Origin of the sequence: Proteiniphilum sp. X52 (assembly GCF_003712195.1) — a bacterium.
Lineage (GTDB): Bacteria > Bacteroidota > Bacteroidia > Bacteroidales > Dysgonomonadaceae > Proteiniphilum.
Genome location: NZ_RDSD01000001.1, coordinates 60,320 through 84,855 on the forward strand (window position 1 = coordinate 60,320; position 24,536 = coordinate 84,855).

Below are 24,536 nucleotides of genomic sequence, written 5' to 3' on the forward strand. Positions count from 1 at the left end.
ATCATTATGAACACAAAATTACAGTATAAAATAGTAGTTCTGGTCATGACGCTCTCTTTCTTTGGGGCGTGTAGTCTGGAAGAATATAATCCTTCCGGCTCTACGGCCGATATAGTATTCAGTACCGAAGAAGGGATGAATGCACTGGTGAATTCAGCGTATTATAATTTTAGTGCGCAATTTTACGGAAGGGAAGATATCATGTTCCTGTTCGAAGGAGGAACCGATTTATGGTATATGGGCGCCAGGGGAACGTATGCGGAACAACTATTGGTTTATAACGAGAGATTGGATCCTACTACCGGGCAAATAAGAAACACATGGCAACGCCTGTACGAAATCGTGAATTATACCAATGCCGGAATAAACAGGATCGAGAATGTGGTATATTCGGATGAGAATGTGAAATTAGCCAAAGAGGGAGAGTTGCGATTTATACGGGCTTACGCCTATTGGATGATTGCCGAAACATTCGGTGGGGTGACCTTAAGGACTACTGAAACATCCGGGGTTCCTCTGACAGCCGAAAGAAGTCCCCTGAAAGATTTCTATGATTTAATAATAAGTGATCTGGAAAGGGCTGCGCAAATATTGCCGTACCATCAGGATCAGGTAGGGAGAGCCGATAAAAAAGCAGCGTATGGAATGCTTGCAAGAGCAGCATTGACCCGCGCTTCTTATCTGGAATATTTTGAAAACAATAAAGCGGAAGCAGATCAATTCTATCAAAAAGCATTGGATGCAGCCAATGAATTGATCGATAGCCAGGCAGAGTACGGATGTCGCCTTTATGACACGTTTGAAGAGGTTTTTGCCCCGTCAAACAATAAGAACAATGCTGAGGCTTTGTGGACGATAACCCATTCGACCAATTCCGCCCTGAATCCGCAGCCGAACAATGCCAATCGGCTGTTCAGGTGGTACCTGGCAAAATATACCGGACTTTGCGGTATGCCCTCTTTAGAAGTGACGGAATATGGAAGGGACGGCGCGAGTAGATTGATGCCTACCAGATTCCTGTTGGATATTTTCGATGAAGATATCGATGCAAGGTATTATGGCTCCTTTAGAGAGCATTTCATCCTTCCTCTTACTACCCAGCCTTACAGTTGGACTACAACCGATATTGCACGGTTTGAAAAATCTTTTTCTGCCGGTTCCGTGACCATTCAACCGGGTGACACCGCATTGTTTTATACCAAAAAGGTCATCACAGATAAGGATTCCAGACCGTACGGAGTGAAAGATATCAACGATACCTACAGTTCCGACGGGACAATTTCGACCAACGCAAACAATAATCCCTATTATCCGTCACTCATGAAGTTCAGGGATCCCGACAGGACACCCGGATCAGATGCCGGTACTAAGAATGTGATTGTCATGCGTCTTGCTGAAATGTACTTGATTGCGGCTGAGGCAAGTTATAAGTTAAACAGAACCTCTCCTGACGCTGCTTATTATATAAACGTTTTAAGAACGAGAGCTGCGGTAAAAACTCCTGTAGATCGTACCTCGGAGATGCAGGTATCGATCTCGGATATCGATCTCGACTTCTTGTTGGACGAAAGGGCCAGGGAGCTTGCGGGAGAACATCTGCGTTGGCCCGATTTAAAAAGGACCAAGCAGTTGGAGAACAGATTGGGACAAGGGAATCAGAATCCGGATATTACTGCTTTTAATCCCGATAAACATTATGTTCGTCCGATTCCTCAATCTGAATTAGATGTGCTGGAAAATGCGGATGAGTATGGTCAGAATCCCGGTTATTGATCAGGGATTAGTGTAAAAGGACAACCTACGTGATTAGATGCTCCCCAAAAGTTTCGGTCTAACTTTTGGGGGCATTTGTTTTTAGATTATTCCTTGTCAGATGTAATCACATTTGTTTGTGCGAAAGCATTTTGCTTATGTTTTCAATGACAAAAACAAAATGCAAAAAGTCTTTTACGTTCTTTAATCAACGGTGGCAGAATCCCGGTTCTTGATGAGTACAATGCAATATTGAGAACGTCATAAAAATGTGTAGTAACGTAAATAAAGATAACGAATTAAGGGATACCACAAGGATTATCGTGGATTCCTCAAATAAAATCACATTAACACTATGAGAAAGAGAAAGTTTCTGTTTCCTTTAGGGTTGCTTTGTTTCACTTTATCGGTGATGGCACAACAAAAAGGATTGTTAAATACGGTGAACAGCCAGCATGTAGTAATGAACAATGTAGATATGGGATCCGTACATTGGACGAAAGGATTCTGGGCAGACCGGTTTGAAGTCTATAAAGACACGATGATCCTGAGCATGTGGAAGACACTGAATAATCCTGAAGTATCCCATTCTTTCAGGAATTTTGAGATTGCCGCAGGTGATAAAGAGGGTGTCCATTCAGGTCCCCCTTTTCACGATGGTGATTTCTATAAATGGTTCGAAGGGGTGGCATCGGTCTATGCCGTCACAAAAGATCCCCGGTTGGATGCTTTGATGGACGAAATAATAGAAACCTTACAGAAAGTGCAACGTCAGGATGGATATATCCATACTCCCGTGCTCATTGAAGAGAGAAATGAGACGAATAAAGAAACGGCATTCCGTGACAGGTTGAATTTTGAGACCTATAACCTGGGCCATTTAATGACGGCCGCCTGCGTACATTACCGGGCAACCGGTAAAAGGTCACTGTTGGAGATGGCTATTAAAGCGGCAGATTTCCTCCGGAATTTTTATGAAACGGCCTCTGCCGAGTTGGCGAGAAATGCCATATGCCCTTCTCATTATATGGGGGTAGTGGAGATGTACAGAACCACTGAAAATTCTGCTTACCTGAAGTTGGCGCAAAACCTGATCGATATTCGTGGTCTGGTGGAGAGCGGAACGGACGACAATCAGGACCGGATTCCTTTCAGGGAGCAGACCAAAGCAATGGGGCATGCCGTGAGGGCAAATTATCTGTACGCAGGCGTGGCGGATGTATATGCCGAAACGGGAGAACAAAAGCTAATTGAGAATCTGAAGTCGATCTGGGATGATATTGTCAACAGAAAGATGTACATCACAGGTGCCTGCGGTGCTTTGTATGACGGTACTTCTCCTGACGGTACGAGCTATGAACCCGATTCGATCCAGAAAGTGCATCAATCGTATGGCAGGGCGTATCAATTGCCGAACAGTACCGCGCATAACGAGACGTGTGCCAATATCGGGAATCTGCTGTTTAACTGGCGCATGTTACAGGTGTCAGGGGATGAGAAATACGCCGACGTGATGGAAACGGCGCTTTACAACAGTATCCTGTCGGGAGTAAGCATAGACGGAAAACGATTCTTTTATACCAATCCTTTGCGTGTCTCGGCGGATTTCCCTTATACTTTGCGTTGGTCAAAAGAACGTGAAGAATATATCACATTGTGTAACTGTTGTCCGCCAAATACGGTGAGGACCTTGTGTGAAACACACAATTATTTCTATTCGGTAGCGGATAATGCCCTTTGGTTTCATACTTACGGGGGAAATAAACTGGATACCAGTTTACCCAATGGTACAGTGATTCAATTGTCTCAGGTTTCGGATTATCCCTGGGATGGGAAGAACAGTATCCGGATCGACCGGATCTCTGGAAACGATGAGGTTTCACTATTCTTCCGTATTCCGCAGTGGAGTGGAGAGGCTACCCTTTCTGTAAATGGTAAGGCAATCGATATCTCGTCTGAAAAAGGAGCGTATGCTGAAGTCAAAAGAAGATGGAAAAAAGGAGATATCATTGAGTTGGATCTGGATATGCAAACGGTTTTAATGGAAGCCAATCCTCTGGTGGAAGAGGTCAGAAACCAGGTCGCCGTGAAGAGAGGACCGCTGGTCTACTGTCTTGAATCGATGGATATAGAGGAGGGTTATCAGATGGATGATGTGATGCTGCCTGCGGATATGGAGCTTACACCACGCAGAATGGTTATCGATGGTAGCCCGATTATCTGTCTTGAAGGGCAGGCCGACCTGATTGCCGGTGACCCGTCGTGGAAAAACCAGCTTTACCGGCCTGTAGCCAAAGAAAAAGAAAAAGTGAATATACGGTTGATCCCTTATTATGCCTGGGGAAACAGGGGGAAAGGTGAGATGACCGTTTGGATGCCATTGTCAAGATAAAAGAGGAGTATGAAGCAAAACTATTTTTTCACGATCATTGTTTTTTTATCCTTTATAATAACCGATCTCTTTTCGGCAGATATCTGGATTTCATCTACGGGAAACGACAGTAACGATGGTTCTAAGGAATCCCCGAAGCTGACATTACAGGCTGCATTGCGCCAGGCACGCGAAATGCGCAGATTGAATATATCAGGAATCGAGAATGGGATAAACATTATATTGAAAGAGGGCACTTATTACCTTTATGAACCTCTCTATATCCGGCCGGAAGACAGCGGAACACCCCAGTCTCCGACGACCATCCGCGGGGAGAAAGGTGAAATGCCAGTTGTCAGTGGCGGCATGCCCATCACCCAATGGGAAAGAAGCGGAAAATACTGGGTTGCCGATGTGCCCGATTTTAACGGACGTCCCCTCGATTTCCGCCAGTTATGGATAAACGGGAGAAAGGCCGTGCGTGCCAGGGATGTGGTCGATTTTGAGGCGATGCACCGGATTCTGGATAACGATCCGGTCAATCAGGTCCTATGGGTGCCTTCCAGGGCTGTGGAACCCATACTGAATGCACCTTACGCCGAGATGGTGCTGCACCAGATGTGGTGCATTTCCAATCTGCGCATCCGGTCCATCGATATCCACGGGGATTCGGCTGCTGTCCGTTTTCATAACCCGGAGCATAAAATACAGTTCGAGCACCCCTGGCCCAGTCCCATGACTACACCCGGACATGAATCCGCCTTTTATCTGACCAATGCGATGGAACTGCTCGACCAGCCCGGTGAATGGTTTCATGATTTTAAGCAGCAAAAGCTGTATTATCTGCCATTGGACAATGAGGATATAAACGGGATAGAGGCCGTTGTTCCGGCGATAGAGACGCTTATTCTGGTGGAGGGCACGTTAGACCGCCCGGTGGAAAATATCCGGTTCAGCAATATCCGGTTCAGTCATACTACCTGGATGCGTCCTTCGGAAAAAGGGCATGTGCCGTTGCAGGCGGGTATGTTCCTGACGGAAGCCTACAGGATAGACCCGAAGATGAAGAGACCCGACAATAACCACGATCTCGATAACCAGGGATGGCTCGGGCGTCCTGCAGCTGCGGTATCGCTGTCAGGTACAAAAAATATTGATTTTGAGAGGTGTGTTTTCAGGCATTTGGCTTCCACAGGATTGGATTATGCCTGGGGTAACAGAGGTGGGAAAGTAGAGGGTTCTGTTTTCAAAGATATCGGGGGAAATGGAATGGTGATCGGTAGTTTTTCACCGCCGGCCCATGAAACGCACTATCCTTATAATCCGGCGGATGAACGCGAAGTATGTTCCTATCAAAATATTGTGAACAATCTGTTTGAAGATGTGACCAACGAGGACTGGGGTTGTGTGGCCATTGCCGCCGGATATGTGAACAATATCAATATTGAACACAATGAGATACGCGAAGTGTCTTATACGGGAATCAGCCTGGGGTGGGGATGGAACAGTACACCCGTATGTATGGGAAATAATCGTGTCCGCGCCAATCATATCTGGCGTTATGCCAAACATATGTACGATGTGTCAGGTATTTACACGCTCGGCAGTCAGCCCAATACGGTGATATCGGAAAATTATATCCATGATATCTACCGGCCGGGTTATGTGCATATTCCCACACATTGGTTTTATCTCTACACCGATGAAGGTTCTTCTTTTATCACCGTAAAAAATAACTGGACGGAAGGAGAGAAATTCCTTCAGAATGCCAATGGTCCGGGAAATGTGTGGGAGAATAACGGTCCTATGGTGGACGATTCGGTCAAAACCAATGCAGGACTCACCAAAGAATTTCAATATTTATTACACTCAGAAAAATAGGAATGATATTAAATATAGCTGTGTTGGGACTTGGGGAAGGCAGAAGTACAATCTCTGCTTCATTGGCAAGTGAGAAACTGAATCTTGTGAAAATTTGCGACAGGAATGAAGAACTTTGTAGACAACGGGCAAATGAGTTTCATTTTGATGCATATACCACCAAGTACGATGATCTTTTAAACGATCCGGATATCGATGTCATTGCTATTTATACGCCGGATCATCTGCATGCCGGACATATCCGGCAGGCTTTGATACATGGAAAACATGTGGTGTGTACAAAACCGTTCATCCACGATTTATCGCATGCCAGAGAGTTGATCGAATTGTCTGAGAAGAACAACAGGAAAGTATTTGTGGGACAGAGTTCCCGCTTTTTTGAGCCGATGAAGCGTCAACGGACCGACTTCGAGAAAGGAGTAATAGGCGATTTAATAACCGTTGAAGCATTTTATAATGCCGATCATCGCTGGTTTTTGAATAAAGATTGGTCATTGAAATCCGAATTTAAGTGGTTATATGGTGGTCTGAGCCATCCCGTGGACTTCATCCGGTGGTATCTGCCTGAAATCGAAGAGGTGGTGGGATACGGTATGCTCAGCCAAAATGGGGTAAAGGCCGGCCTCAAAAACGAAGATACGATGCATTTTATCTTTAGGGCAAAAGATGGTAGAATTGCCCGTGTGAGTGGGATCTATACCTCCCCGGTACAACCTGCTATGCGTGAAAGCGAGATGAGCTGTATTCTGCGTGGAACAGAAGGTGCAAGTCAGGCCGATTATCATGAATTACGATATTCGGTCACTACCCGTGAAGGCGAGGAAAAGATAATTACCTGGGGAGAAGACTTTAAGAATTACTATTTCCGCTTCGAAGGACAAAGCCATCATGCCGGTGAATACCAGAACTACCTGGAATATTTTGCCGATAGCATTGAGCAGAATTTCACCGCTTATCCCGATATTAGGGAGGGAATCGGGACAGTGGCGCTTCTTCAGGCAATGGACCGCTCTTTACAAACCGGGGAAAAGATCAAAATCGACGATATCTTAAAGGAATACAATATCAACTTATAATTACGCTTCAAATCAATGAAAAAGTCATATCTGTTTATTGTTGCTCTCTTTTTACTGTTTCAAAACAGTCTGTTTGCTTCCGGCACTGCCACATGGATCTGGTATCCGGGAGACTATGAAATATGGTTGGGAAACGAAATGAATAACCGTCGTACGGAACGGGGCGCTTTTTTTCCGCCGTTTTGGAAGATAGACAGCCATTATGTCGTGGTTGAATTCAGTAAAGAGGTAGCGCTGACCGAACCGGAAGAAATAGAAATCAAGGTGGAGGGCAGATACAACATCAAACTGGATGGGAAACTGCAGTTTGGAATGCCGGAAAGATTCTTGTTGCCGGCCGGAAAATACAGCCTGAATATCAAAGTCTGGAATCAGGCTACTCCCCCGGCCATCTTTGTAAACGGAAAGACCGTGAAATCGGACGGAACATGGAAGGTAACTTTTGAAGACAAGGAATGGATCGATGAAAGCGGAAAAGCAAGTGATACATCCACCACATTCTATATGCATGCCGGATCGGCCGGTTTTAATTCGATCGACAATCCCCCTTCAGCATACAAACTTGCCGTAACACCTCAGTCTGTGGTCAGCAAAGAGAGATATGGAGAGGGTGAGTTGCTCGATTTCGGGAAAGAAACCATCGGGTTTCTTCAATTGAAAGGTTTACGGGGAAAGGGAAACATCCATATTTTTTACGGTGAAAGCCGGGAGGAGGCACTCGATACCGCCTATTGTGAAACACTTGACAGGTTTTCTGTGGACGGCGTCCGGATCAGGGATGAATCACTCGGCCTTACATATCCCCTCTCGGACACTTTTACAATGGAGAACAGCAAAGCGTTCCGTTACATTTACATCACGAAAGATGCGGATGTTACCTATAGTGACATCGGTATGTTGTATGAATACAAGCCGGAGGAGTACCGCGGTACTTTCCGTTGCAACGACGAAGAGCTGAACAGGATATGGGATGTAAGCACATACACGATGCACCTTACCACAAGGGAATTCTTTATCGACGGCATCAAACGCGATCGTTGGGTGTGGAGCGGCGATGCGTATCAGAGTTATCTGATGAATTATTACCTCTTTTTTGATTCACAAACGGTAAGGAATACCATCTGGCTCCTGCGTGGTAAAGATCCGGTGACCAGCCATATTAATACAATTATGGACTATACTTTTTACTGGTTCTTATCCATTTACGATTATTATCTGTTTACCGGCGACAGTCGGTTTATTTCGGAGATATACCCACGTATGCAGTCAATGATGGAATTCGTACTGGGCAGGACGAATAAAAACGGAATGGTAGAAGGATTGGCCGGTGACTGGGTGTTTGTGGACTGGGCCGACGGTTATCTCGATAAGCAGGGAGAACTCTCCTTCGAGCAGGTACTTTTCTGCAAAAGCCTCGAAACGATGGCGCTTTGTGCTGAGCTGACCAACAACGAGGAAGATAAGGTTAAGTACGAAGAAATGGCATCCGGCCTGCGGGAAAAGTTGATTCCCGCATTCTGGGATGAAGACCAACAGGCGTTGGTGCATAATCGTGTCAATGGTATCCAACAATCCGAAGTGACCCGCTATTCCAATATGTTCGCGGTATTCTATGACTATCTCACTCCTGAGCAACGGCAATCCATTAAGAACTCGGTATTGTTCAATGATTCCGTCATGAAAATTACCACACCCTATATGCGTTTTTATGAGCTGGAAGCGCTCTGTGCATTGGGTGAACACGACAGGGTAATGACCGAGATGAAAGATTATTGGGGCGGAATGATCCGTGAAGGGGCTACCTCCTTCTGGGAAAAGTACAACCCATCGGACGAGGGAATTGAGCATCTGGAAATGTACGGGCGCCCGTATGGGAAAAGTCTTTGTCACTCCTGGGGAGCAAGTCCCCTCTATCTTCTGGGAAAATATTATCTGGGCATACAGCCGGTAAAAGCAGGATACAGTGAATTTTCCATCACGCCGAATTTAGGCGGGCTAAAATGGATGGAAGGCTCTGTACCGACACCTAACGGAGAGATAAAGATCCGGATGGATGAAAAGACTATCAGGGTGAAAGCCTCTGAAGGGAATGGTTACCTTACTTTTGTCAGTAAATCAAAACCAACCACATCCGTGGGAACAATCGAAAAAATGGATGGAAACCATTACAGGCTATGGATTGAAGAGGGAAAAGAGGTGGTTGTGAACTATAAATTTTGAGTACAGAAAAGTTCCTTCATCGTCTCGATAATACAAATTGGAATTAAAAATGAAGATAAGAACACTATTTATTCTTTCGGCACTCATTTTAATTGTGTCCTGTAAAAAAGAGTCTGTGACTATCCTTACATCTCCTTCCGCATCGGAAAGACTGTTATTCGGAGCTGAACATCTGAAGAACAGCCTGGCGGAACTTAAATATAAAGTGGTTATCAGGGAAGGCGGATCGACAGACCTTTCAGGGAATAATGAAAGAATTATCTGGATACTGGAGAAAGAAGATCCGCTTGCTTCGGGCGTTATCGATGGACTGGGTTTTTCACTCCCCGAAGAAATGGACAGTGAGGGGTATTATATCGCTACTGAGAATAATCGGACACTGGTCTATGGAGAGGACCCATCCGGCGCCCTGTATGGATGTTATACACTATCTGACCTGTTCAATGAGAAGCAACCTCTCCCCGCTGAGTTGGTGGACGCTCCTGAAATGGTTTTACGCGGGGCCTGTGTCGGCCTGCAGAAACCTTATTACCTGCCGGAAAGAACCGTGTATGAATATCCTTATACACCGGAGACATTTCCCTGGTTTTACGATAAAGAGTTATGGATAGATTATCTGGATATGCTGGTGGAGAACAGGATGAATTCTCTCTATCTGTGGAACGGGCATCCGTTCGCTTCACTTGTGAAACTGGATGACTATCCTTTTGCATTAGAGGTGGACGAGGAGACTTTCAGGAAAAATGAAGAGATTTTCTCTTTTCTGACAGAAGAGGCGGATAAAAGAGGGATCTATGTGATACAGATGTTTTATAATATAATCGTATCCAAACCTTTTGCGGAACATTACGGTATAAAAACACAGGACAGGAACAGGGCGATCATCCCTTATATCGCCGATTATACCCGGAAGTCCATCGCTGCATTCGTGGAAAAATATCCCAATGTGGGACTGCTGGTCTGCCTGGGTGAGGCGATGGCTACCCTTGAGGACGATGTAGTATGGTTTACCGAAACTGTGATACCGGGAGTAAAGGACGGGTTGGATGCATTGGGGCGTACCGATGAACCGCCGATTATTCTGCGTGCACACGATACCGATGCCGGGATGGTGATGGATAAAGCGCTACCGATATATAAAAACCTGTACACCATGCACAAGTATAACGGTGAATCACTGACAACCTATGAGCCGAGAGGCCCCTGGTCGGAAATCCATCAGGAACTCAGTGCTCTCGGGTCGGTACATATCGATAATGTACATATCCTCGCCAATCTGGAACCTTTCCGGTACGGCTCCCCCGATTTTATCCGGAAATCGGTACAGGCAATGCATCAGGTGCATGGTGCAAACGCATTGCACCTATACCCGCAGGCTTCTTACTGGGACTGGCCCTACACCGCCGATAAACTGGCGGATGGAGAACGCCTTCGGCAGATAGACCGGGACTGGATCTGGTATAAAGCATGGGGACGTTACGCGTGGAAAGCCGACCGGCCGCGGGAACAGGAGATCGGTTACTGGAGTGATCGGTTGGACGATCTGTACGGTTGTGGAAGTGAGGCTGCCTCTATCCTGGAAGCATATGAACAAACCGGAGAAATATCTCCGAAGCTTTTGCGCCGTTTTGGCATCACGGAAGGTAACAGACAAACTCTTCTGCTGGGGATGTTTATGAGCCAGTTGGTCAATCCTTATAAATATACAATTTATCCCGGTTTCTACGAGTCGTGTGGTCCCGAAGGGGAGAAACTGATAGAATTTGTTGATAAAAAGTGGAAAAATATTCCTCATACCGGTGAATTACCGCTCGATATCGTTGCGCAGGCCGTTGAACACGGCGACAAGGCAGTGGCTGCTATTGATAAGGCGGAAAGTAAAGTGACAAAAAACAGGGACGAATTTTTACGGTTGAAAAACGATGTATATTGCTACCGGGAATTTGCCTGGTTTTTCAATACCAAAGTGAGGGCTGCCGAGCATGTACTGGATTACCAGTACAGCAAGGATATCAATGATCTTGAAAAGGCGATCCCTTTGATGGAGGAGAGCCTGAATCACTACAGGAGGCTGGTGGAGTTGACTAAAGATACCTACCACTACGCGAATAGCATGCAGACGGCCCAGAGACGTATTCCTATCGGTGGAGATGACGGAAAAAACAAGACATGGGAGGAGTTGTTACCCCATTATGAGCAGGAATTGAAAAATTTTATGGAGAATCTGGCATTGTTGAAATCCGATCATTCAATGGGTAGCGATGTCGCAATTCCGGCGCTCGTCCCTGCTGAGGTGACCTTGTTAAATCCAAAATCCCAATGGATACCTGTGTCTGAGGGACAAAGAGGTATATCGGGGAGTAATACGGTAATTGAGAAGATTGCCCCGGAATTGCAAAATATGAAGATGTTGAGTTTGAATGCTGGTGAACAGAGGGAGAACGGAACCACCCTCGAATTTGAAACGGCAGGACCGGTAAAACTACTGGTGGGTTACTTCAGAAACGATCAGAACAGATATGCGAAAGCACCCACATTGGAGACCGATGCATCTGCCAATTTATACGGACAGGCTGATCCGGTGCTTCTCAACGCGATTCAACTGTCGGATCAACCGGCTGTAAATATTCATACCTACTCCTTTTCGCCGGGTAAACATACGTTGACTCTTGGAAAAGGTATGTTACTGGTAGTGGGTTTCACGGGATCTGATGTGCCCCCGAGAAACGCCGGATTGACGGATGAGGATGGAAGCGAAACCGTAGATTGGTTGTTTTATTAAAATAAAAAAAGGTATGACCTTCAGTAGTCCGATAAAAACGATCGCTGTTTTTCTTGTTACTGTCGTTCTTGTTTCATGTACATCCAACGACCGTTCTTTTTCTCCTTCCATTATTGAAATTGTGGATGGACGGTCTGTGATTTCGAAAGAAGAGATGATCCGATATGCCGAAGAGTGTCGGATCGATAAGAATTCATTATACAACTGGGAGAATCGTTGGGTATTGTATCTGGATGAGAACAGATTGGATGAGGTGAAATCCGGACTTGAAGATCGTTTTAAGGGGTTGGAAATAAAGGTCTTTGCAAAACCGTTCTATCACTTTGGCCGCGAGAAAAACTGCAACAAAAAAAGTGCGGCGCAGTGGTCTCATACTATTATGACCGCTAACCTGATTGCAGATACCCAATTGCAGGACGAATATATGGAGTATCACCGTCTGCAATTCGAAGAATGGCCGGAGGTGTCGAACGGCTTTTGCAATGCCCTTTTTCAACAGGTGCTGCTCTTTCGTGACGGCCGACAACTGATGTTGGTGATCAGCATTCCTGCAGGCGAAAACCTGGACGAGCTGAATCCTAAGACGACAGAAAATAATCCGCGGGTGGATGAATGGAACAGTATCATGGCGGGGTATCAGGAAGGAATTGAGAATGCTCCGGAAGGTGTTGTATGGATTGAATTAAAGCAGGTAAAAAGCGGGAAATAGATGAGACAGACTAATTATCAGCTTTTTGATTTTTTAGATTTTAGTCCGTTGTTGGACGAAGGCGACCGACTGTGGCGTGCATGTACACCTACACGGATTGTAGAGAGGGAAGGGGATATCTATATCTCCATCCCTTTTCAACAACAACACAACTCTAACGAAATAAAGCCCGATACAACGTACAGGAAAAAAGAGCATATATTACGTATCAGGAAATACGGGAATAAAATTTTGAGGCTCTCACTCTCTCTGGGTGATGAAATCAGTGAAGATTCCGAAATGCTTTCCTTTGCCGCTGAGCTGAAAACTGATACCTCCTTGTCTTACCTGCAATTAGAAGATAAATGGATCGTAAAAGATACCGCCGGAAATAAAAAGGCGGCTGTCAGCTTTGCAAAACCAATGATAGACCATTGGAGTGATCTTATTCCTCCACCTGAAGATACGATACAGATCAGTTTTTTTCCTGATGGTGAAAAGGAAATTTCGCTTTCTGCATACGACATGTTTTCCCCGGCACGGCATGATGCATTTGCCCTGGCCTATGTAGAGCATAACGGAAAGCCCGACAGAGCTACCTGTTCAATCAAGGCAAAACCGGATGAGTGCTTTTACGGTACAGGTGAACGCTTTACAAAAATAGACCTTGCCGGGAAGACCTTTCAACTGCGTAATCAGGACGGACAGGGAGTCAATAATCGTCGTACATACAAAAATATTCCTTTTTATCTCTCTTCCGAAGATTATGGACTCTTTTTGCACACTACATCATTTGCGAAGTTTTCACTGGCCGACCATTCTACACGTTCTGTACAAATTCTGACAGATGAACCGCTTATTGATCTCTTCCTGATCGGAGGGGACCATCCGGAAGAGATCCTACGCGGCTATCGCCAACTGACCGGATTCCCGTCGCTGCCCCCTCTATGGAGTTTTGGCATTTGGATGAGCCGTATGTCCTATTTTTCCGCTGATGAGGTGAATGAGGTCTGCGACAGGCTGCGTGAAGAAGATTATCCCTGTGATGTGATCCACTTAGATACCGGGTGGTTTAAGACTGACTGGCTTTGTGAGTGGAAATTCAACGAGGAGCGTTTCCCCGACCCCGAAAAGTTTATCGACAAGCTGAAAAAGAAAGGATTCAGGGTAAGCTTGTGGCAATTGCCCTATATCTCACATCAGGCCAAACAATATGAAGAAGCCGCTGCAAATAACTATATCAGCAAAAGCAATAAGAATATCTCCGGAGCTTCCAATTTCAGTATGGAGGATTATGCCGGCACCATCGATTTCACCTGTAGGAAGGCCTCAGAATGGTATAAGGAGCTGCTTAGGAAATTATTGAAGATGGGGGTTGTTTGTATCAAGACCGATTTTGGAGAAGATATTCATCTGGATGCTGTTTATCACGGTATGACAGCTGAAAAGCTGCATAATCTCTACCCGCTGTTGTATCAGAAAGCGGCCTATGAAGTGACAAAAGAGGTTACAGGCGAAGGAATCATCTGGGCAAGGGCCGGGTGGAGCGGATGCCAGCGCTATCCCCTCCACTGGGGAGGTGATGCCGCTGCTTCATGGGACGGAATGGCCGCCTCACTGAGAGGAGGGCTGCAACTGGGACTTTCCGGCTTTGGCTTTTGGAGTCACGATGTTCCCGGATTTCATGGTGTACCTGATTTTATGAATTCTGTTATTCCGGATGATCTCTATATCCGATGGACACAGTTCGGCGTTTTTACCTCTCACTTCCGTTACCACGGCACCTGTAAACGTGAGCCATGGCACTATCCCGCAATTAAGGATAATATAAGAAAATTATGGAAGCTTCGTTACCAGCTAATTCCCTATATTGTACAACAAAGCATGATCACAATCCGGACCGGAATGCCGATGCTGCGTGCACTCATACTGCATCATCCTGACGACAAAACCTGCCGTCATATTGATGACCAGTATTATTTTGGGGAAAATATGATGGTAGCACCGGTAATGAATTCTGACAACAAAAGAGATATCTACCTGCCTGAAGGAGAGTGGATCCATTTTTTCACAAAAGAGTGTTTTAAAGGCAACCAATGGTTGAGAAATAGCGATGTCCCACTGGATACGATACCTGTATTTGTGAAAAAAGGAGCTATCATTCCACTCTATCCGGAAGAGGTCTCCTGTACGGACGAGATGGATTTGAGTAAAGTGATTGAAGTCGTTTTCGCCTGAATTATTGCAAACTGCTTATGATGACATGGAAATCAAACTTTGACGAGACCAAAAAACATTACCTGGATTGGTGGAAGGGGAAAGGTATCGTCTTATCGATGTGGGAGCATCTCTTCAAAGAAGGTGAACCTTATGAAGAGATTCCACCCCCTCCGCGCCATAAAGATATCAACCAGTTTTGGTTCGATCCGGAGTGGCGGTCAGATTATCTGCATTACAGAATGTCGCGGAACTCCTATATGGCAGATATCCTTCCTGTAGCAAACGCACAGCTGGGACCGGGATCTTTGGCTTCCTTGCTGGGTTCGGAATTAGAAGGGCGTGACGATACAATCTGGATTCACCCAAAAAAGGATTTCGATGAAACAATTCAGTTTGATGAAGATAACCGGTGGTGGAAATTACACCAGGATTTGCTGAGTGCTGTGAAAAAAAGATCGGAAGGAAAATATATGGTGGGCTGTCCTGACCTGATAGAGGGATTGGATGTGCTGGCCAGCCTGAAAGGACCCGACAACGTGCTGGTAGACCTGATCCTTGAGCCTGAGAGGACTTTGGAGCAGTTGGCGGAAATAAACAAAGTTTATTTTGATGTCTTCGACCGCATCTATGATATCATCAATATGGAGGGTGAGATGGCTTTCTGCTACTTTTCGCTTTGGGCACCGGGGAAAGTATCTAAACTACAGGTCGACCTCTCCATCATGATTTCAGAAGAGGATTTTAGACACTTTTGTCTCCCTTTCCTGGAGGAACAGACCAGGCAAATTGATTATACACTCTATCATCTCGATGGGGTAGATGCCATCCGCCATCTGGATGCCGTATTGGAGTTGAAAGAGCTGAACGGGGTACAATGGACACCGGGTTACGGGCAACCACAAGGGGGAAATTCCCGGTGGTACGATTTGTATAAGCGTGTCCTTGCTGCCGGAAAATCTGTTATGATAAACTGGGTGACATTGGATGAACTGGAGCCGCTGATTGATCATGTGGGCAATCAGGGATTGCATATTAATGTGGATTTTAAATCTGAAAGAGAGATTGAGAAAGCATTGACAATTGTCGATAAGTACAGATAAACAATAAAAACAGATAATACCGCATGGACGCCCTGATACAATTATCTTCAGTAGATATTGCTGTGATCATAGCCTATTTTATTCTCCTTGGAATCATAGCCTATTGGTCCGGCTTCAGTAAAAAAAACAGAAGTGACAACCTTTTCCTTGCCAATAAATCACTGGGGTGGCTGGCAATTGGTTTAACCATGTGGGGTACCAACGTGGGTCCTTCGATGTTAATTGCCAATGCCAGCAGCGGATACGAGAGCGGTATTGTTGCCGGTAATTTTTCATGGTACGCTTTTCTTTTTATTTTTCTGTTGGCTTTTGTCTTCGCACCCCGCTACCTGGGAGCAGAAGTGACCACCCTCCCGGAATATATGGGTAAACGTTTTGGCGATACATCGCGGCGATACATTGCGTGGTATACAGTCGTTACAACGCTTATTTCATGGCTGGGACTGACACTTTTCTCCGGAGGTATATTCATGGCCCAGATACTGGATCTGCCACTCTGGTTATGTATCGTTCTACTGGTGTTGGTTTCCGCCCTTTTTGTGATTACCGGAGGACTGAAGACAATTGCCTATACCAATGTGTTTCAGATGCTCCTGCTGATTGGTGTCTCATTCCTCTTAGTGGTATTGGCCTTGCACAAAATTGGAGGTATAGGAAGTGTGATAGAGGCCACACCGCCTACATACTGGAAACTGTTCCAGCCGTTAGAAGACAAAGACTTTCCATGGCTGGCCATTCTGTTAGGCTATCCCGTCATGGGTATATGGTTCTGGTGCACTGACCAATCGATGGTTCAATCGGTACTGGGTGCGAAAAATCTTAAGGAGGGACAAAAAGGTGCCAATTTCGTTGCATGGTTGAAACTGATCGATATACCTCTTTTCATCCTCCCGGGAATTCTGGCGTTTATCCTTCTTCCGGATCTGTCAAACTCCACCGATGCCTATCTCTCCCTGGTCCAGGCCGTGCTTCCGGTCGGACTGACAGGCCTGGTAGTGGTGGTAATGCTTGCTGCACTGATAAGTACAATAGGATCGGCGCTCAATTCATTGAGTACGGTATTTACAATGGATATTATAAAGAGGTATAAACCCGATATCGAACAGAAAGAGATCAAGAAGATCGGACGGATTGTGGTATTGACAGGAGCAATATTATCCGTTTTTCTCGCTATCGGTATCTCCTCTATCCGGGGGTTGAGCTTTTTCAATATTTTTCAGTCGGTGCTTGGATTTCTGGCTCCGCCCATGGCAGCTGCCTTTTTGTCCGCTGTACTGTGGAAAAAAACATCTCGAAATGCCGTGAATTGGGTACTCTCTGCAGGAACACTGTGTAGTTTGGGGACGGGACTGCTCTATTACGGCAATGTGGTTTTTCAGGGGATTCACTATCTCTACGTTTCCGCATTGATTTTTGTCATTCTATGTCTGTTTCTCTTTCTCTATTCTCTGTTCGATAAAAGCGACGATACTGCCCGGTTATTGGATTATCGCCCCGTGAAAGTAGACAGATCTGTAAAAATTGTCTGGCTGGTATTAATTCTTGTCATGGTCATGGTCTATATCATATTCAATTAGGAAGGTCAATGCCTTTCTTGGTTCTTGAATGCTTTAGTTGTAATCATACGACTTGCAAAAGTTGAATCAAGAGTCCACTTGAATAAGTCGAATTTAAGTAAAAATAACGCCCTACAGATACTTCTGGATGGGGCAAAATTGAAAAAATATACTTTTTAAAGGCGACTCAATCAATAATAAAAAAGTATGAAGTTGGAATTGATTAATAAATTATTTGAGTGTGTGGAGTTCGGGAAAATTAATATCAACTCGCCTTATCCTCCGCAAATGAAGGGACTACCCGGTGCCGATGAGATCACCCAAGAAGCATTGGTAGCAGGAGTAAATCCCGATGAAATATTAAACCGGGCGCTGATTGCTGCCATGAACAAAGTAGGAGAAAAGTTTACGGAGAAAAAAATCTTCGTACCACAAATGTTGCTATCGGCAAAAGCAATGAATGCCTCCATGAACCATCTGAAGCCTTACTTTGCTGACGGCTCTGTCAAACGGAAAGGAGTTTTTATTGTGGGCACCGTTTTTGGAGATTTACATGATATCGGTAAAAATCTATTGAGTATGATGGTGGAAGGAGCCGGATGGGAGGTGATTGACTTGGGGATAGATGTGAACACAGAGGCATTCGTGGAAAAAGTAAAAGAATATCCCGATGCAGTGGTGGGTATCTCGGCACTACTTACCACCACAATGGTGAACATTGAACCGGTGATCAAAGCCATTAAGCAGGCTTCACCCGCTACCAAAGTGATTGTAGGAGGCGCACCACTCACTGCTGCTTTTGCTGCCTCTATCGGTGCCGATGCATATGGAAAAAATCCCAGAGAAGGCATTATATGGTTAGACTTACAATCCCAAAAAATGAATAACTAATTGACAAAGTAATGAAAGAGTGGATAGACAGCGTGTTAAACCATAAGAGGCGACAGGCCTTTCCATTGATCACCCATCCCGGAATTGAACTGATGGGTGCCACGGTAAAAAGTGCGGTCTCTGATGGAAGGGTGCAGTATGAAGCTATCAGAGCGGCGTCTGAAACATTCCATCTGTCGACCTGTAGCTCCATGATGGATCTGACAGTGGAGGCCGAAGCATTTGGTGCAAAGGTGAATATGCCTGAGGATGAAACACCGCGCGTGGTGGGAAGATTATTGAAGGAGATGTCCGACGTGGAGCAACTGCAAGTGCCGGCTTTGGATCAGGGGCGTCTGCCTGCTTATCTGCTGGCAAATCAATTGTGTGTCAGTAATATCAAGGAGAGAACGCTCTTTTCAGGATGTATCGGCCCCTTTTCTTTAGCCGGCAGGTTGTACGACATGTCAGAAATAATGGTTTCAATCTATACCGAGCCGGAGACAATTCTCTTGCTGCTCTCGAAATGTAGTGCCTTTTTGGTGGACTACTGCAAAGCGATGAAAAGTACGGGAACTGCCGGTGTTATTATGGCTGAACCCGCTGCAGGACTATTGTCGGATGAGGATTGCCGTCTCTATTCGTCCGATTTTGTGAAGCAAATTGTACAGGAGGTGCAAGATGATAATTTTACGGTCATCCTCCACAATTGCGGCAATAGCGGCCAATGTACCCAGGCAATGATAGAGAGTGGTGCCAATGCTTTGCATTTCGGCAACGCGATAGATATAACGGAAGCACTGAGTGAGTGCCCTCCCCACTTGATCGTGATGGGAAACCTTGATCCTGTAAGTCTGTTCAAACAGTCCAATCCCGATCAAGTAAAACAGTCGACCTTGGAACTATTAAATCGTACAAAAAATTATCCTAACTTTGTGATATCCAGCGGATGCGATCTCCCTCCACAAACCCCGCTGGAAAATATTCGCGCTTTTTTGGAGGCTGTAGAAGAGTTTAATCGCTCTATCTGAAGGAGGTGACAGATGTCGGATACATTTCAATATTTTCAGTTTGCGTTTCGGGAAGTCGGACCTGCTTCGGGCGAAATCTTCCGTTTTATTCAATCAACCGATATAGAAGATGAACACCCTGCAAAGATTTTCGTCCACCAGATAAGGGAAAAATTGAAATATATAGAAGGAATTTCAGGAGGTTATCTGATAAAAAAAAACAGCCCTGTTTCCGTGAAACAGGGTAGTGTACAGATCGACCAAACTGAATTACAAATAGGCCGCCAGATTTCAGATTATCTCAAAGAAGCTTCTTCCATGGCTCTTTTTGTCTGTAGTGCAGGGCCGGTTTTCACGGATATGATCAATGAGCAGAGTCAACAGGGGAATATCATGGAGGCATACCTTCTTGATGCAATCGGTTCGTTGACAGTGGAAAAGGCGATGGATCATGTTCAACAGGTGCTTTCCGATGAAATGCGGCAAAGGGGCATGCATATCAGCAACAGATACAGTCCGGGCTACTGTAACTGGGAGCTGCAGGAGCAGAAAAAATTGTTTTCACTTATTGGCAGAAATCCGGTAGGTGTGACTCTCACGGACTCCTCTCTTATGATTCCGGCAAAATCAGTGAGTGGGATTATAGGTATTGGACGCAACCTGAGGAAACGTGCATATGGTTGTAAGATATGTAATAACAGTACCTGCACATATAGAAAAATAATTGATGAGCAAAATGAAGAATATAAATAAAAAAAGATTGTATCCAAGTATAATTCTCTTTTTACTGACCTCTCTCAATTGTATACATCTCCTTTCCCAAACGGTTGTTCCGCAATCAAAGATGGAGAAAGTATATGAGGAGGTAAAAACACCCTATAAATACGGACTGGTGATCGCTCCCGGAACAAATAACGAGAAAATGGATTGCCCCACCGTCTTCCGCAAGGGTGATAAATGGTATATGACCTATCTTCGCTATGATGGTCAATCCGGCAAAGATGGACGGGGATATGAGACATGGCTGGCTGAAAGTGACGATTTGTTACAGTGGAAAACATTGGGACGGATACTCTCTTTTCGTGATGGAAAGTGGGATGAGAATCAGCGTGGCGGCTATCCTGCATTGGAAGATCATACCTGGGGCGGCAGCTACGAATTGAATACCTTCGATAATAAGTATTGGATGACTTATATCGGGGGAGCCGAAAGGGGGTACGAGACAGGCCCGTTGAAGATAGGGGTTGCCTACACGGACAAGGATCCTTCCGTAGCCCATGAATGGCAGGGTTTCGATCGACCCGGGATGTCGCCGAACGACAAAGAGGCGCAATGGTTCGAAAATATCATCCAATATAAAAGCAGCGTGTTTTGGGATAAAACCGGGAAATTCGGTAAGCCGTTTGTTATGTTCTATAACGCCGGCGGGATCAATCCGGAAAACAATGTGAAGGCCGAGAGAATAGGTATTGCCTATTCCGATGATATGGTCAACTGGGAACGCTATGAGAATAATCCCGTCTTTTCTCATGAAGAGGGGATCACCGGTGACGCACACATTCAAAAGATGGGCGACCTGTACGTGATGTTTTATTTTGGAGCATTTCGTGCGGACCGGAAATACAAAGCATTCAATACTTTTTCCTGTTCCTATGATCTGGTAAACTGGACCGATTGGAATGGTGATGATCTGATTGTACCCTCGAAAGACTATGACAACCTGTTCGCTCATAAATCTTACCTGATCAAGCATGACGGCGTTGTGTATCATTTTTATTGTGCCGTCAATGAGCATGACCAGCGGGGGATCGCGGTTGCGGTCTCCAGGCCGGTGGGGCGGTCAAAGTTGAGATTCCCCGAACCGGAGCAGAAAGGGAAAAGAGGGATTATAGCACTTGATAAGGATTGGTATACCATTGCTGCGGAAGAAAACAGTGGTCAGTACGATGCTTTTACCGTGGATAGTAACTGGATAAAAGTGGATATCCCTCACAATTGGGATGATTATCATGGTTATCGCCAACATCTTCATGGAAACAGGCATGGAAATGCATGGTATATGAAAGAGTTCTTTTTGCCGGAATATGATACCGATAAACGGTTTTTTATCCGTTTTGAAGGGGTTGGCACCTATGCTACGGTCTCTTTAAACGGAAAAGATCTTGGCCGCCATCCGGGGGGAAGAACTACTTTTACGCTGGATGTGACGGATGCTGTCAATAAAGGGGAGAATAATATCCTTACGGTGAAAGCCGAACATCCGTCGTTTATCACCAATATGCCCTGGGTATGCGGAGGATGTTCTTCCGAATGGGGTTTCTCCGAAGGATCGCAACCGATGGGGATATTTCGTCCTGTGGTGTTGGAGGTAGTCGATAAAGTCAGAATAGAGCCGTTTGGTGTACATATCTGGAATAACGATACCCGGTTGTTACATATCGAGACAGAGATAAAAAATTATAGTGATAACGAAGAAACATTCGAACTGGTCACCAGATTGAACGACGATAACGGCATTGCTGTATTCCGCTTATCCGACACGATTATGCTGCAACCGGGTGAAACCAGGGTTATCAAACAGGTCAGTCCTGAAATAAAAGATGCCCGCCTGTGGTCTGTGGAAGATCCATACCTTTATCGGCTTGCATCGGTATTGAAGAGAAACGGGGCCACCACAGATGAAGTGACCACCCCTTACGGAATACGAACAGTCAGTTGGCCGGTTATACGAAATGACGGTGATCCCACTTTTCATCTGAACGGTCAATCCTTCTTCCTGAACGGTACGGCTGAATACGAACACCGGTTCGGACAGTCGCATGCTTTTTCGAAAGAAGAGATACAGGCAAGGGTCAGACAGATACAGGATGCCGGGTTCAATGCGTTCAGGGATGCCCATCAGCCTCATAACCTGTTGTATAAGGAGGCCTGGGATAAGAACGGTATTCTTTTCTGGCCGCAGTTTTCTGCCCACATCTGGTATGATACGCCGGAATTCCGGGAAAACTTCAAACAACTGCTTCGTCAATGGGTAAAAGAGCGGCGAAATTCACCGTCGGTGATCATGTGGGGATTACAAAATGAGAGCGTGCTTCCTAAAGAATTTGCCGAGGAATGCGTCGCCATTATCCGGGATATGGATCCTACGGCAACCGTCCAGCGGGTCATTACAACCTGTAACGGTGGTCAGGGGACCGACTGGAACGTTGTACAGAACTGGTCGGGTACCTATGGAGGCGATCCGGATAATTATGCCAATGAGTTGAAAATACAGTTGTTGAACGGGGAATATGGCGCCTGGCGCTCTCTCGATTTTCATGCCGAAGGTGATTTCGAACAGGATGGCCCCTGGAGTGAAGACAGAATGTCCCTGTTGATGGAGCAGAAGGTGCGGTTGGCAGAAACCGTGAGAGACAGCGTCATCGGACAATTTCAATGGATATTCAATTCGCATGACAATCCCGGAAGAAGACATCCCGATGAGGGATACCGTGTCATCGACAAGATAGGGCCGGTAAACTATAAGGGTTTGCTCACATCATGGGGAGAGCCGTTGGATGTATATTATATGTACCGCTCGAACTATGCCCCGCCAAAAGCAGATCCTATGGTTTATATCGTATCCCATACCTGGGCCGATAGATGGAGTTCGCCCGGAAAAAAGGATGGTATACGTGTCTTTTCAAACTGCGATGAAGTGGAACTTTTTAATGATATCCACTCGGAATCACTGGGGCGGCAAAAAAGAGGCGCCAAAGGTACACACTTCGTTTGGAATAATGCGGATATCAAGTACAATGTGCTTTATGCCGTTGGCTACGTGGATGGCAAGCCGGTAGCAAAAGACTGTCTCGTATTGGATAATCTGGAACAATCCCCTAATTTTGAGAAGCTTTATCAGGATGCCCGGCCGATATTAAAGGCGGAAGAGGGTTATCATTATATTTATCGTGTCAATTGCGGTGGAGATGCCTATGTGGATGAATTCGGACAGGAGTGGAGTGCCGATATTGCAAGGAAGGATAATGGAAGCTGGGGTTCGGTCTCCTGGGCGGATGATTTTGAAGATGTGAATCCTTACCAGGGAAGCCAACGTTATACCACAGATCCGATAAAAGGTATCAGGGATTGGAAACTGTTCGGACAGTTTCGGTATGGCCGTCACAAACTGGCATACCATTTTCCTCTTCCCGACGGAAAATACAGGGTGGAGCTCTATTTTGCAGAACCCTGGTATGGCACTGGTGGAAACAATGATTGTGAAGGATACCGGATATTTGATGTTGCACTCAACGACTCCGTCTATATAGACGATTTGGATATATGGGCAGAAGCAGGACATGACACGGCATATAAACAGGTGATCGATGCTGAAATAGTGGGAGGTGAACTGAAAATCTCCTTTCCGGAAGTAAAAGCAGGGCAGGCGGTAATCTCAGCAATAGCCATTGCTTCCGAATATCCCGGTATTGAGCCTGCAAAAGTATCCCCCGCTGCAGGATGGTCATGGAATAATATCGACAGAATTGCCAAAACCCCTGTAGAAACATTGCCGGAAGGAGATGACGGCAGAACAGCGACCCTGTATCCGGCAGAAGAAGCGGATATCGACGGAACCACAGAAAAGAGTGAGGTGAGAAACAGGACGTCAATCGGTTTTACAGGTGACAGGCAAGGCGCTATTACATGGGATGTTTTTACCGGTGTAGCCAATATCTACGCCTTCAGATTTTCCTATATGAATACAAGTGGCGCGCCCAAAGAGGTGCGATTCAGACTGATCGTTGAAGATGGAACGGTATTGAAAGATGATTTGATCACTTTCCCGATGGAAAATGAGAAATGGCGTACATTGAATACAAGTACCGGTGGTTATATCAATGCCGGGCGTTATAAAGTAGAATTGTCGTCGGAAAATATGAACGGTTTGAGATTGAATTCTCTGACTGTACAATAAAGTGTTAAAGTATTGGTATTTATGCAACTAAATTTTCGACTGACGATATTTTG

Annotated in this window: 14 protein-coding genes; all 14 read left to right on the plus strand. The window is 45.5% G+C overall.

What is annotated here, in order from left to right; translation table 11 throughout:
- Nucleotides 1–6 precede the first annotated feature (6 nt).
- The 14 genes from D7D25_RS00175 to D7D25_RS00240 all read left to right on the plus strand — a co-directional run bounded on the left by D7D25_RS00175 (nucleotide 7) and on the right by D7D25_RS00240 (nucleotide 24,483).
- Nucleotides 7–1,773, plus strand: coding sequence for a RagB/SusD family nutrient uptake outer membrane protein (locus D7D25_RS00175; protein ID WP_158602497.1), 1,767 nt, complete (start codon nucleotides 7–9; stop codon nucleotides 1,771–1,773).
- A gap of 334 nt (nucleotides 1,774–2,107) precedes the next feature.
- Complete coding sequence (locus D7D25_RS00180; protein ID WP_076931329.1) at nucleotides 2,108–4,144, plus strand: glycoside hydrolase family 127 protein; 2,037 nt, start codon at nucleotides 2,108–2,110, stop codon at nucleotides 4,142–4,144.
- Between the two features lie 9 nt (nucleotides 4,145–4,153).
- The gene (locus D7D25_RS00185; RefSeq protein ID WP_076931328.1) at nucleotides 4,154–6,004 is read left to right on the plus strand and encodes a right-handed parallel beta-helix repeat-containing protein; all 1,851 of its coding nucleotides are present in this window, start codon (nucleotides 4,154–4,156) and stop codon (nucleotides 6,002–6,004) included.
- A 2-nt stretch (nucleotides 6,005–6,006) separates the two neighbouring features.
- Nucleotides 6,007–7,080: a Gfo/Idh/MocA family protein gene (locus D7D25_RS00190; RefSeq protein WP_221407936.1), complete on the plus strand. Its 1,074-nt coding sequence runs from the start codon at nucleotides 6,007–6,009 to the stop codon at nucleotides 7,078–7,080.
- 15 nt (nucleotides 7,081–7,095) lie between these two features.
- Nucleotides 7,096–9,300 carry an alpha-L-rhamnosidase C-terminal domain-containing protein gene (locus D7D25_RS00195; protein WP_122966984.1) on the plus strand — a complete coding sequence of 735 codons (2,205 nt, stop codon included), beginning with the start codon at nucleotides 7,096–7,098 and terminating at the stop codon, nucleotides 9,298–9,300.
- Between the two features lie 49 nt (nucleotides 9,301–9,349).
- Complete coding sequence (locus D7D25_RS00200; protein WP_122966985.1) at nucleotides 9,350–12,082, plus strand: hypothetical protein; 2,733 nt, start codon at nucleotides 9,350–9,352, stop codon at nucleotides 12,080–12,082.
- Between the two features lie 13 nt (nucleotides 12,083–12,095).
- The gene (locus tag D7D25_RS00205) at nucleotides 12,096–12,791 is read left to right on the plus strand and encodes an L-rhamnose mutarotase (protein ID WP_076931326.1); all 696 of its coding nucleotides are present in this window, start codon (nucleotides 12,096–12,098) and stop codon (nucleotides 12,789–12,791) included.
- Nucleotides 12,792–15,008: an alpha-xylosidase gene (locus tag D7D25_RS00210; protein ID WP_122966986.1), complete on the plus strand. Its 2,217-nt coding sequence runs from the start codon at nucleotides 12,792–12,794 to the stop codon at nucleotides 15,006–15,008.
- A gap of 17 nt (nucleotides 15,009–15,025) precedes the next feature.
- Entirely contained in the window at nucleotides 15,026–16,090 is a 1,065-nt protein-coding gene (locus D7D25_RS00215; protein ID WP_091906118.1) for a hypothetical protein, read from the plus strand.
- A 23-nt stretch (nucleotides 16,091–16,113) separates the two neighbouring features.
- Entirely contained in the window at nucleotides 16,114–17,667 is a 1,554-nt protein-coding gene (locus tag D7D25_RS00220; protein WP_091906116.1) for a sodium/solute symporter, read from the plus strand.
- 186 nt (nucleotides 17,668–17,853) lie between these two features.
- Nucleotides 17,854–18,537, plus strand: coding sequence for a B12-binding domain-containing protein (locus D7D25_RS00225; RefSeq protein ID WP_091906114.1), 684 nt, complete (start codon nucleotides 17,854–17,856; stop codon nucleotides 18,535–18,537).
- Between the two features lie 11 nt (nucleotides 18,538–18,548).
- On the plus strand, nucleotides 18,549–19,547 hold the full coding sequence (locus tag D7D25_RS00230; RefSeq protein ID WP_370453811.1) for a uroporphyrinogen decarboxylase family protein: 999 nt from the start codon (nucleotides 18,549–18,551) through the stop codon (nucleotides 19,545–19,547).
- A 12-nt stretch (nucleotides 19,548–19,559) separates the two neighbouring features.
- Nucleotides 19,560–20,279, plus strand: coding sequence for a vitamin B12 dependent-methionine synthase activation domain-containing protein (locus D7D25_RS00235; RefSeq protein ID WP_122966988.1), 720 nt, complete (start codon nucleotides 19,560–19,562; stop codon nucleotides 20,277–20,279).
- Nucleotides 20,263–24,483 (plus strand): malectin domain-containing carbohydrate-binding protein, encoded by a 4,221-nt coding sequence (locus D7D25_RS00240; RefSeq protein WP_091906168.1) that lies wholly within the window; start codon nucleotides 20,263–20,265, stop codon nucleotides 24,481–24,483. The genes D7D25_RS00235 and D7D25_RS00240 overlap by 17 nt, the downstream gene beginning before the upstream one ends.
- The last annotated feature ends 53 nt before the right edge of the window (nucleotides 24,484–24,536 follow it).

Excerpts from the sequence above, each read along its gene's own strand:
- D7D25_RS00175 (WP_158602497.1), top strand. The coding sequence starts at position 7 with ATGAACACAAAATTACAGTATAAAATAGTAGTTCTGGTCATGACGCTC.
- D7D25_RS00180 (WP_076931329.1), top strand. The coding sequence starts at position 2,108 with ATGAGAAAGAGAAAGTTTCTGTTTCCTTTAGGGTTGCTTTGTTTCACT.
- D7D25_RS00185 (WP_076931328.1), top strand. The coding sequence starts at position 4,154 with ATGAAGCAAAACTATTTTTTCACGATCATTGTTTTTTTATCCTTTATA.
- D7D25_RS00190 (WP_221407936.1), top strand. The coding sequence starts at position 6,007 with ATGATATTAAATATAGCTGTGTTGGGACTTGGGGAAGGCAGAAGTACA.
- D7D25_RS00195 (WP_122966984.1), top strand. The coding sequence starts at position 7,096 with ATGAAAAAGTCATATCTGTTTATTGTTGCTCTCTTTTTACTGTTTCAA.
- D7D25_RS00200 (WP_122966985.1), top strand. The coding sequence starts at position 9,350 with ATGAAGATAAGAACACTATTTATTCTTTCGGCACTCATTTTAATTGTG.
- D7D25_RS00205 (WP_076931326.1), top strand. The coding sequence starts at position 12,096 with ATGACCTTCAGTAGTCCGATAAAAACGATCGCTGTTTTTCTTGTTACT.
- D7D25_RS00210 (WP_122966986.1), top strand. The coding sequence starts at position 12,792 with ATGAGACAGACTAATTATCAGCTTTTTGATTTTTTAGATTTTAGTCCG.
- D7D25_RS00215 (WP_091906118.1), top strand. The coding sequence starts at position 15,026 with ATGATGACATGGAAATCAAACTTTGACGAGACCAAAAAACATTACCTG.
- D7D25_RS00220 (WP_091906116.1), top strand. The coding sequence starts at position 16,114 with ATGGACGCCCTGATACAATTATCTTCAGTAGATATTGCTGTGATCATA.
- D7D25_RS00225 (WP_091906114.1), top strand. The coding sequence starts at position 17,854 with ATGAAGTTGGAATTGATTAATAAATTATTTGAGTGTGTGGAGTTCGGG.
- D7D25_RS00230 (WP_370453811.1), top strand. The coding sequence starts at position 18,549 with ATGAAAGAGTGGATAGACAGCGTGTTAAACCATAAGAGGCGACAGGCC.
- D7D25_RS00235 (WP_122966988.1), top strand. The coding sequence starts at position 19,560 with ATGTCGGATACATTTCAATATTTTCAGTTTGCGTTTCGGGAAGTCGGA.
- D7D25_RS00240 (WP_091906168.1), top strand. The coding sequence starts at position 20,263 with ATGAAGAATATAAATAAAAAAAGATTGTATCCAAGTATAATTCTCTTT.